Below are 13,584 nucleotides of genomic sequence, written 5' to 3' on the forward strand. Positions count from 1 at the left end.
GTCGCGCCAAGCACCTCCCAGGCCGAACCTCAGCTTCAGGCGGGTCCCGGACCGCCGGCTGGGGATCGACCCAGAGCAAGATCCCGAAAAGTGGAATCCGGTTTTCGGAAAAGATCATGCTCAAACTAGAAGATAGGGCTCCATCCCGATTTCCATCGGGATGGACCGGGCTCTAGCCGCGAAACCGGTTTGCCAAGCGCTTCTTGAGCCCGCGCAACGACAGGCTTCGCCTGAGGGAAAACCAGGCGATGCGCCGACGCACTTTGCGCATGGCATCGGCGTGGATTGCGTCAACGCTGCGGCTTCCGTCCCCAAGCTTCAGTGGCGGGGCGGATGATGCCGACCGGATGATGCCCTGCAGCGCCTTTGCGTGCAGATCGGCGTATCGGCCGTAATTGGCGCCCGCATCCCAGCCGGGAGGCCGCGCCAGGACGGTCGGGTTGTTGTTGATCTCGAAGGTCTGAATGCGGCCGCCGATCATGCCGTAGTCGATGCGGCCATAGTCGATCCCGGCTAGCGCGAACACCCCCTTGATCTCGGCCGCGTGCGGATTGTCAGCGACATAGGCGCGGCTTTCAGCCCTGTCCGCCTCAGTGAAGCGGGTGCTTGGAAACTTGATGTACCAGTTCTCGTTGATGAAGCAGTGCTGCGGATAAATGGTAGAACCGACCTTGTAGGCCGAATATTTGCGGAAGCGCCCATCGGCCGAGGGGGCGGCGCCATATTCGACGATCATCAGGTCCGGGTCATGCCGGATAGGCTCCGGCAGGGCGGCGATTGCCACTTCCAGCGCTTGCGCGCTGTCCAACAGTCCGGTCAGCGGCGGATCGTGCCGGCTTTCCCAGCGCACGAACACCGGAAAGCGCGAAATGGCCTGGCGCTGATCGAGGCGATGGACATCGAAACCGTTGAGGCTGGCTCCCTTCAACCGCTTCAGCAGGTCAAAGCGGCCAAGCGCCTTGGCGGGGTTGTTCAGCAGGAGCAGGCCGGGATCCTGGGCAGCGACGCTGTCGAACAGGTCAGTCGCCGCCTGCATCTGAACCGGCGTGAGCCTTTCGAAATCGGTAAAAATGAACGTTCCCGGCGCGACCGAGCCAAGACTGCCGGTCTCTTCATAAGGGATTATCCGCAAGACATCGCCAAGCCCATGCGGGTAATAGCCAAGGAACACACCTATCGTGTAAGCGTGCTGGCGGGTACAAAGGTAATAGACCGGGCTGAAGCCCGCGGCAACGGTCATGGCCATGACCCTGCCCGCCGGTCATAGTTCGACGGGTGGTTGTGATTCAGGGTGAGGTAACCGGGGTTATTCACAAGAAAATGCATGGAGAATTTCCATCGGCCGACCACAGCTGGCGGCAAGTACGCGCCGGTTGCTTCAATGGTTCTACAGACATCTACGCGATCTACGATGAGATGCGCCAGCAGGCGCCTGTTTGGCAGGCGCCGTGGGGCGACGTCTACGTAACGAAATACGATCTTGTTTCGGCCTGTCTTGTCAACCGGCAGCTGTCGCATGTCCCGCCGAGCGGCGAAGCCGATACCGGCCGATCAGCCATCAATGACTGGCTGATGTATCAGGAGGGACGCGCGCACGCCGCTATCCGGCAAGCCCTGCAGCAGCCCTTTGTAGGCAACGGCACGGCAGTTCTGGCGCCCGTGGTCGACGAGGCCATCGACCAGCTCGTTTCAAAGGCGGATCTGTCCGGCACGGTCGACGTCGTCGCCGCCTTCACGCGCGCGGTGCCGGAACGCATCATCGGCCGGCTGCTCGGCGTTCCAGCCGAAGACATGCCGACGCTGCGCGCCTGGTCGGCGTCGATCCGCACCATCCTCGACACTGGTTTCGATGACGCCTTCGGCTCGGCGCCGAACGCCGCCCACGAAATGTCGGCCTATTTCGCCGAGCTGTTGCGCAGCCACCTTGCCGGCGCCGTAATGCCGCCGTTGCTGGTCGGATTGCCGGCGCTGGTCGATGCCGTCGGGCTGACGGTTGCCGGCCGCAACATCGCCTTCCTGGCTTTCGCCGGGCACGAGACCACCGTGCATCTGCTTGGCAACATGCTGTTCCATCTCGCCCACGCGCCCGCCCAATGGGCTGCCTTGCGGGCCGATCCGCATCTAGTTGCCACTGCGGTTGCCGAGACCCTGCGGCTTGAAAGCCCGGTTCAGAAAATCTGCCGCTGGCCGCTGCAGCCTATCGAACTGAACAATCAGCCGATCGATAAGGAGCAGATGGTCGTCCTGCTCGTCGGCGCAGCCAATCGCGATCCGGCCCGGTTCAGCCAGGCCGAGCGCTTCGACATCAGCCGTTCGGGCAAGCAGAACCTCGCCTTCGGCCGCGGCGCCCATGTCTGCATCGGCAAGGCGCTTGCCGAAATGGAGGGAAAACGGCTGCTGGAGGCAGTGCTCCGTCGCTGGAGCAGCATCGAACCCGCCTCTGGACAGCCGACATGGATGGACAATTCGTCGATCCGCGGGCTGGAATCACTCGTCTTGCGGCTGGCTGCCTGACCGGCGCGGGGTCAAGCCCCGGTCGCCTCCAGCGCGGCGATGAGCTCACTGTCGGCCTGCCGCAACAGCACCGGCGCCTTCATCCCCGCAATGCTTATACCGCCTTTCAGGCGATGGCGTTTCAGCCGGCCATAGAGATCCTCGACCGGCGTCGCCTGGACAGGGCCAAGCTGGCCGATCCAGCGGGCATATTCGTATTGCGGGTTGGCGGCGAGTTCGGCATCGAGCTTTTCGTTAAATGCCGCAGCGGCCGGTCCGGCTTCGAGGAAGAGACGGTAGTGCGGATGCGGCTCTGTTGCCGCAACGACCAGCGCATAGGCCTGCTGCTGGCCAAGCCCGATCTTACCGATGCAATGAGCGACGAATGCCTCGGTCAGCTTCTCGCCGCAGAGATCGGAGACCATGCCGGCGCGACCGACGAATTGCAGACGCGGCGTGTCGCCGTCGAAGCCGACGACCTTCACCATGTCCTGCGTGTCATAGCGATAAAGGCCGGAGCCGGTGGTGACGATCAGCCGATAGGCCTGGCCGATCTCCAGCCGCCAGGCAAAATGGCTGGTGCCGCCATCGTCGACAAATTCGAAGAAGCCGCTTCGCGCGGCAAGGATCGATCCGGGACCGTCGCCATAGGGAAATGAAACGGCGGCTTCCGTCGACATCAACCCTTTCGACTGGATGAAGGCGGCGGGGAACAGGGCCTGCAGTTCGGCGGCGAAACCTTTGCTCGATGCATCGGTCCAGCAGCTGACGGTGTCAAGCTGCGGCCAGATAACCGAGAGGTCGCCTTGTGGGTCACGGAGCGCTTTCTCCAGCGTTTCGATACGGGTGCGCACCGCGGCGGCGGGGTGCGTTGCCGTCAACATCGAAGTCAACTGGGGTAAGAGGATGCCGGCATCGCGCCGCATCGCGCGGAGGATTTCGGTGAAATAGGTAGGGCTCCACACCCAGACCAGGGCAAGATCCTCGCAGGCCAGAAGATGCAGGCAGGTCTGCCGCTGCCAGCTCTCGAAATGGGCGAGCAGCCGCAGCTCCATGGGCACGGCAGACAGGGCGATCAGGCTGTCGCGCAAGGCGCCGAAATAGGCGAAAGGCACGGGGCTGCCGACCCGGTGCACGCCGATGCGCTGATCCAGCGACCGGCCGACGGGGCTGAGCGCGAAATAACTGCGGCCTCGCGTGACGCCGGGCCGGCGGCGGATCAAGTCGGCAAGCCAGGGATAAAGGCAGTCGGTGAACGATCTCAACCCGGTGTCCGTATAGGGGATGTTCTTGGAGCCGCCCGAACTGCCGCCGGTCTGCTCGATGAACCGGATCGGCTCGGTTGTCAGCACCCCATCCTCGCCGCCGATCGCCCGGTGGATGTAAGGCTGGAGCGCGGCATAGTCGGCGATCGGCACCAGATCGCGAAACGCTTCCGCCGAACGGATTTCGGCGAACCGGCGGTCCTTGCCGAACGCGGTCGAACCATTGGCACTGATGAGACCAGCCAGGGTGCCGCGCTGGGCCGTTTCGACGCCGCTCAGCCCGGCGCGGAACCCGGCGTCGGTAGCCGCGGTGAGATCGGCAATCCGCGACCAGGCGTCAATGACCATCCGCCAGGCCTTCGGCAAAGCTGGTCGCCCCGTAGCGCTTCAGGTTGGCGATGTCGAATTCGGCCAGGCAGGCAAGCTCGACACCACGAAAATGCCAGGGATTGGCCTTGAGGAAGAAGGCCGCGTAGCGGTTGCGCGCGGCGGTTTCCTCGACGCCTGCCCATTCGTGCCGCAGATGCCCATGCGACTGGCCGAAATCGATCAGCCCGGTCTCGGGATTGAAATACTGTCCATAGCGCACTGCGGCGATCTCGTTGCGTATCCGCGCCAGACCGCTGGTATCTCGTCCGTCGATCGAGGGAAAGAAGTCGCGGAAAAAATTGGGCAGGATGCGGAACGTGCGGTGGCCCATCATGATGGAAAACCAGAACAGCCGGCCCTCGCCGATCCTTGCCTTGACGGCGCCGGCAGCGCGAAACCAGGCGCGCAGCAGCACCGGATCGCCCCAGCGTGATGAATCCAGAACCGTGTCGCCGGAAAAGAGATAGTGAACCGTGTCGTCGGCAATCTCCTGGCTTCCGACGAAAATGGTCGAGAAGCCGATGATCTCGTGCCGGCGTCGGATAAGGACGACGACCTCTTTTTCAGCGAGATCGCGATCGAACCGGTCGCGATCGGCAGCATCGTAGTATTTCTCGTAAAGGCGGAACATCTCGTCACGATCGTCTTTGCTGAGATCGCGCACCGGCATCGTTCCGGATTCGGTCGAACCGGCGTCATGCGCCACGGTTTTCCCCCCGTCAATCGATGCCATGCGTGCGACATACGGGACAAGGCAGCGACACTTCAACCGAAAAATGCCTTCGATCCACGGTAAACGATCCCACCAATTGTCGGCAGGTTGCGAAGCCAATGCGGGGCGTGGCATTTGTCGATGCCGATCATTGGGATGGCAAGCAGGACATGGCACGGCCACCAGACACCGCCCAACACCAGACCGCGAGCGCAGGCGTCAGCCTGAACCGGGCGCTTTCTAAACTCGGCCTGTGTTCGCGCAAGCAGGCCGAGCTGCTGATAGCCGAAGGGCGCGTGCGGGTTGGCGGCAAGGTGGTGCGCGATCCGTCGCTGCGTGTCGATCTCGGCCGCGACCGCATCGCTGTCGACGGCGAGCAGATCGTCGGCGAGGCAAAAGTCTACCTGATGATCAATAAGCCGCGCGGACAGGTCACCACGCGCGATGACCCGCAGGATCGTGGCACCGTCTATAACTGCCTGGTGGAACTGGAGTTGCCTTTCGTGTCGCCGGTCGGCCGCCTCGACAAGGCCAGCGAAGGCCTGTTGCTGATGACCAACGACACGCGCTGGGCCAACCGCCTGCTCGATCCGGCCTCGCATGTCGCCAAGACCTATCATGTCCAGATCGGCACCGCGCCCGACGAAGCGATGCTGGCGCGCTTTCGCGACGGAGCGATCGTCGACGGCGAACTGCTGACCGCAAGTTCGATCGAACTGCTGCGCAGCGGCGGCCGCACTGCCTGGCTGGAAATCGTGCTCGACGAGGGCCGCAACCGCCAGATCCGCCGCCTGCTCGGGGCATTCGACATCGAGGTGCTGAGGCTGGTTCGGGTGGCGATCGGCGGTTTGCAGCTCGGCGAACTCGCCAAGGGCAAGGCGCGGCATCTGACATCGGAGGAATTGGCGGTGCTCGCGCGTTAAGAGGCAGGCTTGCCGCGAAACCCTACTTCTGGTTCCACCTGCGTATCACCGGCTCGCTCAGATCGTGCTCGTAGCCGAGGATGCTGATACTGGCGGTGTCGAGCACGAAGTGCGCACCGCCCTCAGGCGGCAGGCCGAGCCAGCGCGCTGCCAGTACTCGCAGGAAATGCGAACTCGAAAACACCAGCACGTTGCCCTCGATGGCACGCAGTCCGGCGATGATCCTGTCGGCCCTGGCGCCGACATCCGCCGCCGACTCGCCGTCGGGACAGCCATCACGGAACAACTGCCAGCCGGGGCGCTGCACAAGAATCTCCTTTGTCTTTACGCCTTCGTAGGCGCCATAGTCCCATTCCTGCAGGTCCGGCTTCTTCACGGCGGTGGCGCCGAAGCCGGCAAGCGTGCAGGTGCTGAAGGCGCGCTGCGACGGGCTCGACCATACAGCCTTGAAGGACAGGCCCTTGAGCCGGTCCGCCACGCTGCGCGCGGCCGCCTCGCCCTTTGGCGTCAACGGTATGTCGGTACGGCCGGTGTGTTTTCCCGAAGCGCTCCACTCCGTCTCGCCGTGACGGACCAGATAGATTTCGGGATACGGATTGCTCATGCGCCGGCCTTTCGGTTTTACGCCGGCACTTTAGCCGGGAAGGCCCAGCCAGCACCAGCCGTTGCTCCGGCTGGCGAAAAGGAAAGCCGCAACCGGCGAAACCGGCTGCGGCCTTGAGGTCGAACGCCCTAGGGGTCAGGCGGGCTGCAGATCGCCCGACAGCGCGAGGTCGGCTTCCTCGGACAATGTGCCGGCCATGGCGGCGGCGAACTTGGTCTGGTCGAGTTCGCCTTCCCAGCGCGCCACCACGATGGTCGCCACTGCATTGCCGACGAAGTTGGTCAGCGCCCGGCATTCCGACATGAAGCGGTCGACGCCGAGGATCAGCGCCATGCCGGCGACCGGCACCGTAGGCACGACCGAGAGCGTCGCGGCCAGCGTGATGAAGCCGGCGCCGGTGATGCCGGCCGCCCCCTTGGAGCTCAGCATGGCGACGAGCAGCAGCAGGATCTGGTCGCCATAGGTGAGCGGCGTGTCGGTCGCCTGGGCGATGAACAAAGCGGCCAGCGTCATGTAGATGTTGGTGCCGTCGAGGTTGAAGGAATAACCGGTCGGGATGACCAGGCCGACCACCGAACGGTTGCAGCCGGCGCGCTCCATCTTGGCCATCAGGCCGGGAAGTGCCGCTTCGGACGACGAGGTGCCGAGCACCAAAAGCAGCTCTTCCTTGATGTAGCGGATCAAAGCGAGGATCGAGAAGCCGTTGTACCAGGCGACGGTGCCGAGCACGACCAGCACGAACAGCAGCGACGTCAGGTAGAAGGTGCCGATCAGAAAGGCGAGGTTGGCGATCGCGCCGATGCCGTATTTGCCGACGGTGAAGGCCATGGCGCCGAACGCGCCGATGGGGCGGCCTTCATCAGAATGGCGACCAGGCGGAAGATCGGCGAGGTCAACGCCTGCAGGAAATCGACGACCGGGCGGCCGCGCTCACCGACCAGAGCGAGAGAGATGCCGAACAGCACCGAGAAGAACAGCACCTGCAGGATGTCGCCTTGCGCGAAGGCGCCGGTGATGGTGTCGGGGATGATGTTGAGCAGGAAGGCGACGATGGTCGTGTCATGCGCCTTCTCGGTGAAGGTGGCGACCTTCGAGGGGTCGAGCGTCGCCGCATTGATGTGCATGCCGGCGCCCGGTTGGACGACGTTGGAGACGACCATGCCGACGACCAGCGCCAGGGTCGAAAAGACCAAGAAATAGATCATCGCCTTGCCGGCGACGCGGCCAACCTTTTTCAGGTCGGAGACGCCGGCAATGCCTGTGGTCACCGTCAGGAAGATGACCGGCGCGATCACCATCTTGACCAGCTTGATGAAGGCATCGCCGAGCGGCTTCAGCGAAGCACCGAGTTCGGGATAGAAATGACCGAGCAGGATGCCGGCCGCGATCGCCGTCAGGACCTGCACGTAGAGATGACGGTAAAAGGGTAGCTTGCCGCGCGGTTCGGCGGCAGCGAATGCTGGCTGCATGACGTCCTCCATGGCGCCCCGATCGAAAGCTCGACCTCCCGGGGCAAGTTGTTTCCGCAGCCTCGCGACTGCTGTACTGGTCACTGCAACTGCCGTGCCAGACTGAGCGGCATTACCGTATCCATTGATTTTGTTGGAGATCTTTGTCGACCGAGCTGGTGCGCCGCAACCGCAAGTGCGGACATCCGCATGACTGAATTGTGCTTTGTGCGAAATCATGCACAAATAGGGAATGCTGCAACGCCCTGCCGCGGTCCTGTCGCCGACGCCCGAGCAACTCGGCAAACGCGCGCGTCGCGCCTGGCTGCTGTTTGCGGCGATCGCGCTGGTGATCGTTGCCACGGCGCTCACCGGCGCCGGCCTCTACGCGCGCCGCGCCGAGGTCGCGGCACTGGCGGCGCAAGGCCGCACCGATGCCAATCTGAAGGTTGCGTTGCTGCGCGCCGTGCTGGAAAGCCCGCGGGGGCTGCCGCTGCTCTTGTCCGAGGACCAGCAGGTGCATGACGCCCTGCAGAACAAGGGCGCTGTCACGATCGACGTGCTCAACCGCAAGCTCGAAGGGCTGGTCTCCGGCACCAAGGCTTCGGTGCTTTACGTCACCGGCGTCGACGGGTTTGCGATCGCCTCCAGCAACTGGCGCGAAACAACCAGCTTCGTCGGCAACGACTATGGTTTCCGCGCCTATTTCTCCGGCGCCATGCAATCCGGAACGGCCGAATATTTTGCGCTGGGCAACATCAGCAAGCGCCCGGGCCTCTATATTTCGCGTCGCGTCGGCAATGCGGCGGCGCCGCTCGGCGTCGTCGTCGTCAAGATGGAATTCGACCAGCTTGAAGCCGACTGGCATGAGGCCAACCGGCCGGCCTATGTCAGCGACGACCACGGCGTCGTGCTGATCACCAGCGTGCCGTCCTGGCGCTTCATGACCACCGCGCCGCTGGCCGGCCCGGTGGCTGCCGCCATCCGGAGCAGCCAGCAATTCGGCAACGCGCCGCTGATCCCCTTGCCGATCACACGCCCCGAGGCATTGAGCCCTGACGTGTCGATGGTGCATGCGATAACACCGGGCGGCAGCGATGCCGAATATCTCAGGCTTTCGACACTGGTCCAATCGACGCCATGGCGGCTCGATTATCTCGTGCCGGTCGAAGCGCCGATCGCGGCTGCGGTGCGTGAGATGCGGCTGCTGGCGCTGGGCGTCGTGGTGCCGTTGCTGGCGCTGGCCGGCTATCTCCTGTGGCGCCGTCAGTCGGCGCAGATGCGCATCGCAGCCGAACAGGCAGCGCGCATCGAGCTCGAGCGCCGCGTCGTCGAGCGTACGCATGACCTCAGCCTGGCTCGCGACCGGCTGCAGGCCGAGATCACCGATCACCGCAGCACCGAAGCCAAGCTTCAGGTCATGCAGCAGGAACTGGTGCAGGCCAACCGTCTTGCTACCCTCGGCCAGGTTGCCGCCGGCGTCGCGCATGAGATCAACCAGCCGGTGGCAACGATCCGCGCCTATGCCGACAATGCGCGTGTGTTCCTGGAGCGCAAGCAGACCGCCTCGGCCGAGGAGAACCTTGGCGCGATTGCCGCGCTGACCGAGCGCATCGGCGGCATCACCGAAGAGTTGAAGGTCTTTGCCCGCAAGGGGCGCACGGCAGCCGAACCGGTCGAACTGCGCGGCGTCATCGAGGGCGCCGTGGTGCTGCTCAGAAGCCGCTTTGCCGGTCGGCTGGACGCACTCGATATCACGCTGCCGCCGGTAACGCTCAAGGTGATGGGCAACCGGCTGCGGCTCGAACAGGTGCTGATCAACCTGTTCCAGAATGCGCTGGAAGCGCTGGACGGCCGCGACGGCGCCAGGGTGGAGGTTTCGGCCCAGGAGACGGCCGAAGGCGTGGCGCTTGCCGTCGCCGACAATGGGCCGGGCATTTCGCCTGCCATCCTCAAGTCATTGTTCACGCCGTTCAACACCTCGAAGGAAAAAGGCCTCGGGCTCGGCCTCGTCATCTCGCAAGACATCGTCGCCGACTATGGCGGACGCATCGAGGTGGCGAGCGACCAGGCCGGCACGCGCTTTACCATTCACCTCGCCAGGGCAGCATGATGGACACCGCACCGGTCGTATTGATCGACGACGACAGCGAATTGCTGAGGGCCACGCGGCAGACGCTGGAACTCGCTGGTTTTTCCGTCTCGGCCTTTGCGGTGGCGAACGAGGCGCTGGCCGGGCTCGACGCCAATTTTCCCGGCGTGGTGGTGTCCGACATCCGCATGCCCGGCATTGACGGCCTGCAGCTCTTCGACCGCGTCTTCCAGCTTGATGCCGACATTCCGGTAATCCTGGTCACCGGGCATGGCGACATCGCGGTTGCGGTCAAGGCGATCAAGGATGGCGCCTACGACTTCATCACCAAGCCTTTCGCCGCCGACCGGCTGGCGCAAAGTGTGGCACGGGCGGCGGAAAAGCGCCGGCTGGTGATGGAGAACCGCGCCTTGCGCGAAAGCGCCGAACAGGCGCAGGACGGCCTGCCGCTGATCGGGCAGACGCCGGCGATGGAGCGGCTGCGCCGCACGCTGCGGCAAATCGCAGACACCGATGTCGACGTTCTGGTGACCGGCGAGACCGGCTCAGGCAAGGAGGTGGTGGCGGGCCTGCTGCATCGCTGGAGCCGCCGCGCCAAGGGCAATTTCGTGGCGCTGAATTGCGGCACGCTGCCGGATACGGTGATCGAAAGCGAACTGTTCGGCCATGAGGCCGGCGCCTTCACCGGCGCACAGAAGAAGCGCATCGGCCGCATCGAGCATTCGAGCGGCGGCACGCTGTTTCTCGACGAGATCGAAAGCATGCCGGCCTCGACCCAGGTGCAGATGCTGCGGGTGCTGGAAATGCGCGAGGTGACGCCGCTCGGTACCAATGAAATCCGGCCGGTCGACCTGCGCGTCGTCGCCGCCGCCAAGGTCGATCTCGGCGATGCCAGCCGGCGCGGCGCCTTCCGCGAGGATCTCTACTACCGGCTCAATGTGGTGACGATCTCGATCCCGCCGCTGCGCGAACGCCGCGACGACGTCGCCCTGCTGTTCTTCTACTTCGCCGAGCGTGCAGCCGCCCGCTTCCGCCGGCAAATGCCAGCCGTGCCTGCCTCAGTGCACCGCCATCTGAGCCAGCACGACTGGCCGGGCAATGTGCGTGAACTCGCGCATTTCGCCGAGCGTTTCGTGCTTGGACTGGAGGAAGCGGCGCAAGCGCCACCTTCCGCCCCGGCGGAGCCGGATGACGCCAGCTCACTGCCGGAACGGCTGGAACGCTATGAAGCCAATGTCATCCGCGAGGCGCTTGGCCGCAATGACGGCGATGTCCGGCGCACGATTGAAGCGCTCGGCATTCCGCGCAAGACCTTCTACGACAAGCTGCAGCGGCACGGCATCGTGCGCAGCGATTTTTCCAGGTAATTCATTTTCCAGGTAATTCAGGCGTGTGGACCCGAAAGCAGGGTAGATTTTGTGAACCGGCGCAAAAAAACCGTGGCAAGTCGGCATCAGAAAGTGTTGAAGACCGCATCGGCGGCCTTCGGCACGGCGCGATCCGGTTGCGCTCGGCAGATGTTGATGATTTGTTGCCGGTCAGCGGAGAATGAATGATGCGAGAACCTGTCGGTCAAGATGAATATGGATCGACCAATCCGTTCGATCCGGACGATCTGACGAATTTGAACGCGATCGGCCCGGCCATGGGCGGCGGCAATGACTTCGAGAAATACGCCGTTGCCGTGATCATCGTCTTCGGCGCGCTGATCATTGGCGGGCTGATGGCCGCTTCCATGACCTTTGGTCACCGGAACGGCTTCCTGTTTGCGCTTGGCGGCGCAACCGCGGCCTGGATATCGGGCAATGCGCTGCTCCTCGACCGTCCCCGCATCTACGCGGCGTTCGTCGTGATCGCGGCGCTGATGCTCGTCGGGTCGACGCTTACGCTCGTCCTCTGATCAATCTCTTGTTTTGATCAGTAGCCAATCGCCTCGCCGGATGCGGCGCGGCTGTCGATGGCGCCGTTGTAGCGGGCGCCGCCGCCCTTCTCGATTTCCGCCAGGCTCTTGCCGCCGACAAGAATGCCGGCCGCCTGACCCCAGGTAGAATCCGCGAGATCGAGGTGGTAGCCCATGCCGGCCAGCAGTTTTTCAGTGTCGGGCGACAGGCCGAACGGTTCGAAATAGATCGTGTCGGGCAGCCATTGATGGTGGATGCGCGATGCGTCGATCGCCTCCTGGATGTTCATGCCGTGGTCGATGACGTTGACGATGGCTTCCAGCGTGATGGTGATGATGCGCGAGCCGCCGGGGCTGCCGATAACCATGAACGGCTTGCCGTCCTTGGCGACGATGGTCGGGCTCATCGAAGACAGCGGCGTCTTCTTCGGCTGGATGGCATTGGCCTCTCCCTGGACGAGACCGTAGAGGTTGGGCACGCCGGGCTTCTGGGTGAAATCATCCATCTCGTTGTTGAGCAGGATGCCGGTGCCGTCGGCGACCACGCCGGCGCCGAACGAACCGTTCAGCGTATAGGTGACCGCGACCGCATTGCCGTCATCGTCGATGATCGAATAGTGCGTCGTTTCCTTCGACTCGCCGAAGCCCTTCGGCATCAAATCGTGCGAGACGCCGGCGCGGAACGGGTCGATCTTGTCGCGGGTCTCCTTGGCGTAACCCTTGTCGAGCAGTTTCGAGACCGGATTGTCGACGAAATCGGGATCGCCGAGCGCCGAGTTGCGGTCCACATAGGCGTAACGCATCGCCTCGACCATGACATGCACCGTCTCGGCCGAGCCGGCGCCAAGATAGGACAGCGGGTAGCCCTCCAGCACGTTGAGGATTTCGCAGATGATGACGCCGCCCGAGCTTGGCGGGGGCGAAGAGACGATCTCGTAACCGCGATAGGTGCAGCTCACCGGTTGCAGCTCGCGTACCTTATATTGCTCGAAGTCTGCCTTGGCCAGAATGCCGCCCCTGGCGCCGCTCGCCTTGACGATGGCGCCGGCGATGGCGCCTTTGTAGAAGGCGTCGGCGCCTTTTTCGGAGATGGCGGCGAGCGAGGCTGCAAGATCGCGCTGGAGGAGACGCTCGCCGGCGCCATAGGGTTTGCCGTCCGGCTTCAGGAAGATGGCGGCGGCGGCAGGGTCCTTCGCCAGCCGTGCGGCATTGCTTGCGAATGAAGCAGCGTCGCCCTGGTCGAGGATGAAGCCATCCTTGGCATAGGCAATTGCCGGCGCCATCAAATCCTGGCGTGGCAGCGTGCCATATTTTTCACGAGCCATCTCGAACCCTGCCACGGAACCCGGTACGCCGACCGCAAGGTAGCCATCAAGGCTGGCGCCCTTCACCGGATTGCCGTCCTTGTCGAGATACATGATCTTGGTTGCCGCCAGCGGCGCGCGCTCGCGGAAATCGAGGAAGGTCGATTTGCCGTCCTTGAAGCGGATGGTCATGAACCCGCCACCGCCGATATTGCCGGCATTAGGGTAGACGACGGCGAGCGCATAGCCGACGGCGACCGCCGCATCGACGGCATTGCCGCCCTTCTTCAGCACCTCGACGCCGGCTTCCGACGCCAGATGCTGGGCGGTGACGACCATGCCGTGCTCGCCCTTCGCCGGTTGAGGCGAGGCGGCATGGAGCGCGCCGGATGGCGCGAGCGCAATTGCGAGCGAAAGGGTGACGCCAATCAGCGTCCGGCGGGTCAAGGGCATGGCGGTGCTCCAAGTGCGGTG

General features: G+C 63.9%; 10 protein-coding genes and 1 pseudogene. 5 read left to right on the forward strand and 6 right to left on the reverse strand.

Annotated elements, in window-relative coordinates; translation table 11 throughout:
• Positions 1-172: 172 nt before the first annotated feature.
• Positions 173-1,240: a hypothetical protein gene (locus tag NL532_RS31060; RefSeq protein ID WP_155923869.1), complete on the reverse strand. Its 1,068-nt coding sequence runs from the start codon at positions 1,238-1,240 to the stop codon at positions 173-175.
• An 80-nt stretch (positions 1,241-1,320) separates the two neighbouring features.
• Between NL532_RS31060 and NL532_RS31065 the strand changes: the two genes are divergently transcribed.
• Complete coding sequence (locus NL532_RS31065) at positions 1,321-2,514, forward strand: cytochrome P450 (protein WP_023829787.1); 1,194 nt, start codon at positions 1,321-1,323, stop codon at positions 2,512-2,514.
• Between the two features lie 11 nt (positions 2,515-2,525).
• On the opposite strand, the gene NL532_RS31070 is transcribed toward NL532_RS31065, so the two are convergent.
• Both NL532_RS31070 and NL532_RS31075 read right to left on the reverse strand, forming a co-directional pair.
• Positions 2,526-4,106: a GH3 family acyl-acid amido synthetase gene (locus NL532_RS31070; protein ID WP_023829788.1), complete on the reverse strand. Its 1,581-nt coding sequence runs from the start codon at positions 4,104-4,106 to the stop codon at positions 2,526-2,528.
• Positions 4,096-4,833: a hypothetical protein gene (locus tag NL532_RS31075; protein ID WP_023829789.1), complete on the reverse strand. Its 738-nt coding sequence runs from the start codon at positions 4,831-4,833 to the stop codon at positions 4,096-4,098. The genes NL532_RS31070 and NL532_RS31075 overlap by 11 nt, the downstream gene beginning before the upstream one ends.
• A gap of 176 nt (positions 4,834-5,009) precedes the next feature.
• On the opposite strand from NL532_RS31075, the gene NL532_RS31080 reads away from it, so the two are divergent.
• Positions 5,010-5,762, forward strand: a complete 753-nt coding sequence (locus tag NL532_RS31080) for a pseudouridine synthase (protein ID WP_023829790.1) — start codon at positions 5,010-5,012, stop codon at positions 5,760-5,762.
• A gap of 22 nt (positions 5,763-5,784) precedes the next feature.
• Here the strand turns inward: NL532_RS31080 and NL532_RS31085 are convergent, their stop codons facing one another.
• Together NL532_RS31085 and NL532_RS31090 are read right to left on the reverse strand one after the other, a co-directional pair.
• Positions 5,785-6,366, reverse strand: a complete 582-nt coding sequence (locus NL532_RS31085; RefSeq protein WP_023829791.1) for a histidine phosphatase family protein — start codon at positions 6,364-6,366, stop codon at positions 5,785-5,787.
• 135 nt (positions 6,367-6,501) lie between these two features.
• Positions 6,502-7,835, reverse strand: a pseudogene (locus tag NL532_RS31090) (dicarboxylate/amino acid:cation symporter).
• Positions 7,836-8,067: 232 nt separating this feature from the next.
• On the opposite strand from NL532_RS31090, the gene NL532_RS31095 reads away from it, so the two are divergent.
• The 3 genes from NL532_RS31095 (at position 8,068) to NL532_RS31105 (ending at position 11,806) form a co-directional block, all read left to right on the forward strand.
• A complete protein-coding gene (locus NL532_RS31095) occupies positions 8,068-9,927 on the forward strand; it encodes a sensor histidine kinase (RefSeq protein WP_023829793.1) in 1,860 nt (619 codons plus the stop codon).
• The gene (locus tag NL532_RS31100) at positions 9,924-11,273 is read left to right on the forward strand and encodes a sigma-54-dependent transcriptional regulator (RefSeq protein WP_023829794.1); all 1,350 of its coding nucleotides are present in this window, start codon (positions 9,924-9,926) and stop codon (positions 11,271-11,273) included. The genes NL532_RS31095 and NL532_RS31100 overlap by 4 nt, the downstream gene beginning before the upstream one ends.
• Before the next feature lie 185 nt (positions 11,274-11,458).
• Positions 11,459-11,806, forward strand: coding sequence for a hypothetical protein (locus tag NL532_RS31105; RefSeq protein WP_032885862.1), 348 nt, complete (start codon positions 11,459-11,461; stop codon positions 11,804-11,806).
• 17 nt (positions 11,807-11,823) lie between these two features.
• Here the strand turns inward: NL532_RS31105 and ggt are convergent, their stop codons facing one another.
• Positions 11,824-13,563 (reverse strand): gamma-glutamyltransferase, encoded by a 1,740-nt coding sequence (gene ggt, locus NL532_RS31110; RefSeq protein ID WP_023829795.1) that lies wholly within the window; start codon positions 13,561-13,563, stop codon positions 11,824-11,826.
• Positions 13,564-13,584 lie beyond the last annotated feature (21 nt).

The organism is Mesorhizobium sp. C120A, from assembly GCF_030323105.1.
In the GTDB taxonomy this organism is placed as follows: Bacteria; Pseudomonadota; Alphaproteobacteria; order Rhizobiales; family Rhizobiaceae; genus Mesorhizobium.

Excerpts from the sequence above, each read along its gene's own strand:
- NL532_RS31070 (WP_023829788.1), bottom strand. The coding sequence starts at position 4,106 with ATGGTCATTGACGCCTGGTCGCGGATTGCCGATCTCACCGCGGCTACC.
- NL532_RS31095 (WP_023829793.1), top strand. The coding sequence starts at position 8,068 with ATGCTGCAACGCCCTGCCGCGGTCCTGTCGCCGACGCCCGAGCAACTC.
- ggt (WP_023829795.1), bottom strand. The coding sequence starts at position 13,563 with ATGCCCTTGACCCGCCGGACGCTGATTGGCGTCACCCTTTCGCTCGCA.
- NL532_RS31100 (WP_023829794.1), top strand. The coding sequence starts at position 9,924 with ATGATGGACACCGCACCGGTCGTATTGATCGACGACGACAGCGAATTG.
- NL532_RS31105 (WP_032885862.1), top strand. The coding sequence starts at position 11,459 with ATGATGCGAGAACCTGTCGGTCAAGATGAATATGGATCGACCAATCCG.
- NL532_RS31085 (WP_023829791.1), bottom strand. The coding sequence starts at position 6,366 with ATGAGCAATCCGTATCCCGAAATCTATCTGGTCCGTCACGGCGAGACG.
- NL532_RS31060 (WP_155923869.1), bottom strand. The coding sequence starts at position 1,240 with ATGACCGTTGCCGCGGGCTTCAGCCCGGTCTATTACCTTTGTACCCGC.
- NL532_RS31080 (WP_023829790.1), top strand. The coding sequence starts at position 5,010 with ATGGCACGGCCACCAGACACCGCCCAACACCAGACCGCGAGCGCAGGC.
- NL532_RS31065 (WP_023829787.1), top strand. The coding sequence starts at position 1,321 with ATGCATGGAGAATTTCCATCGGCCGACCACAGCTGGCGGCAAGTACGC.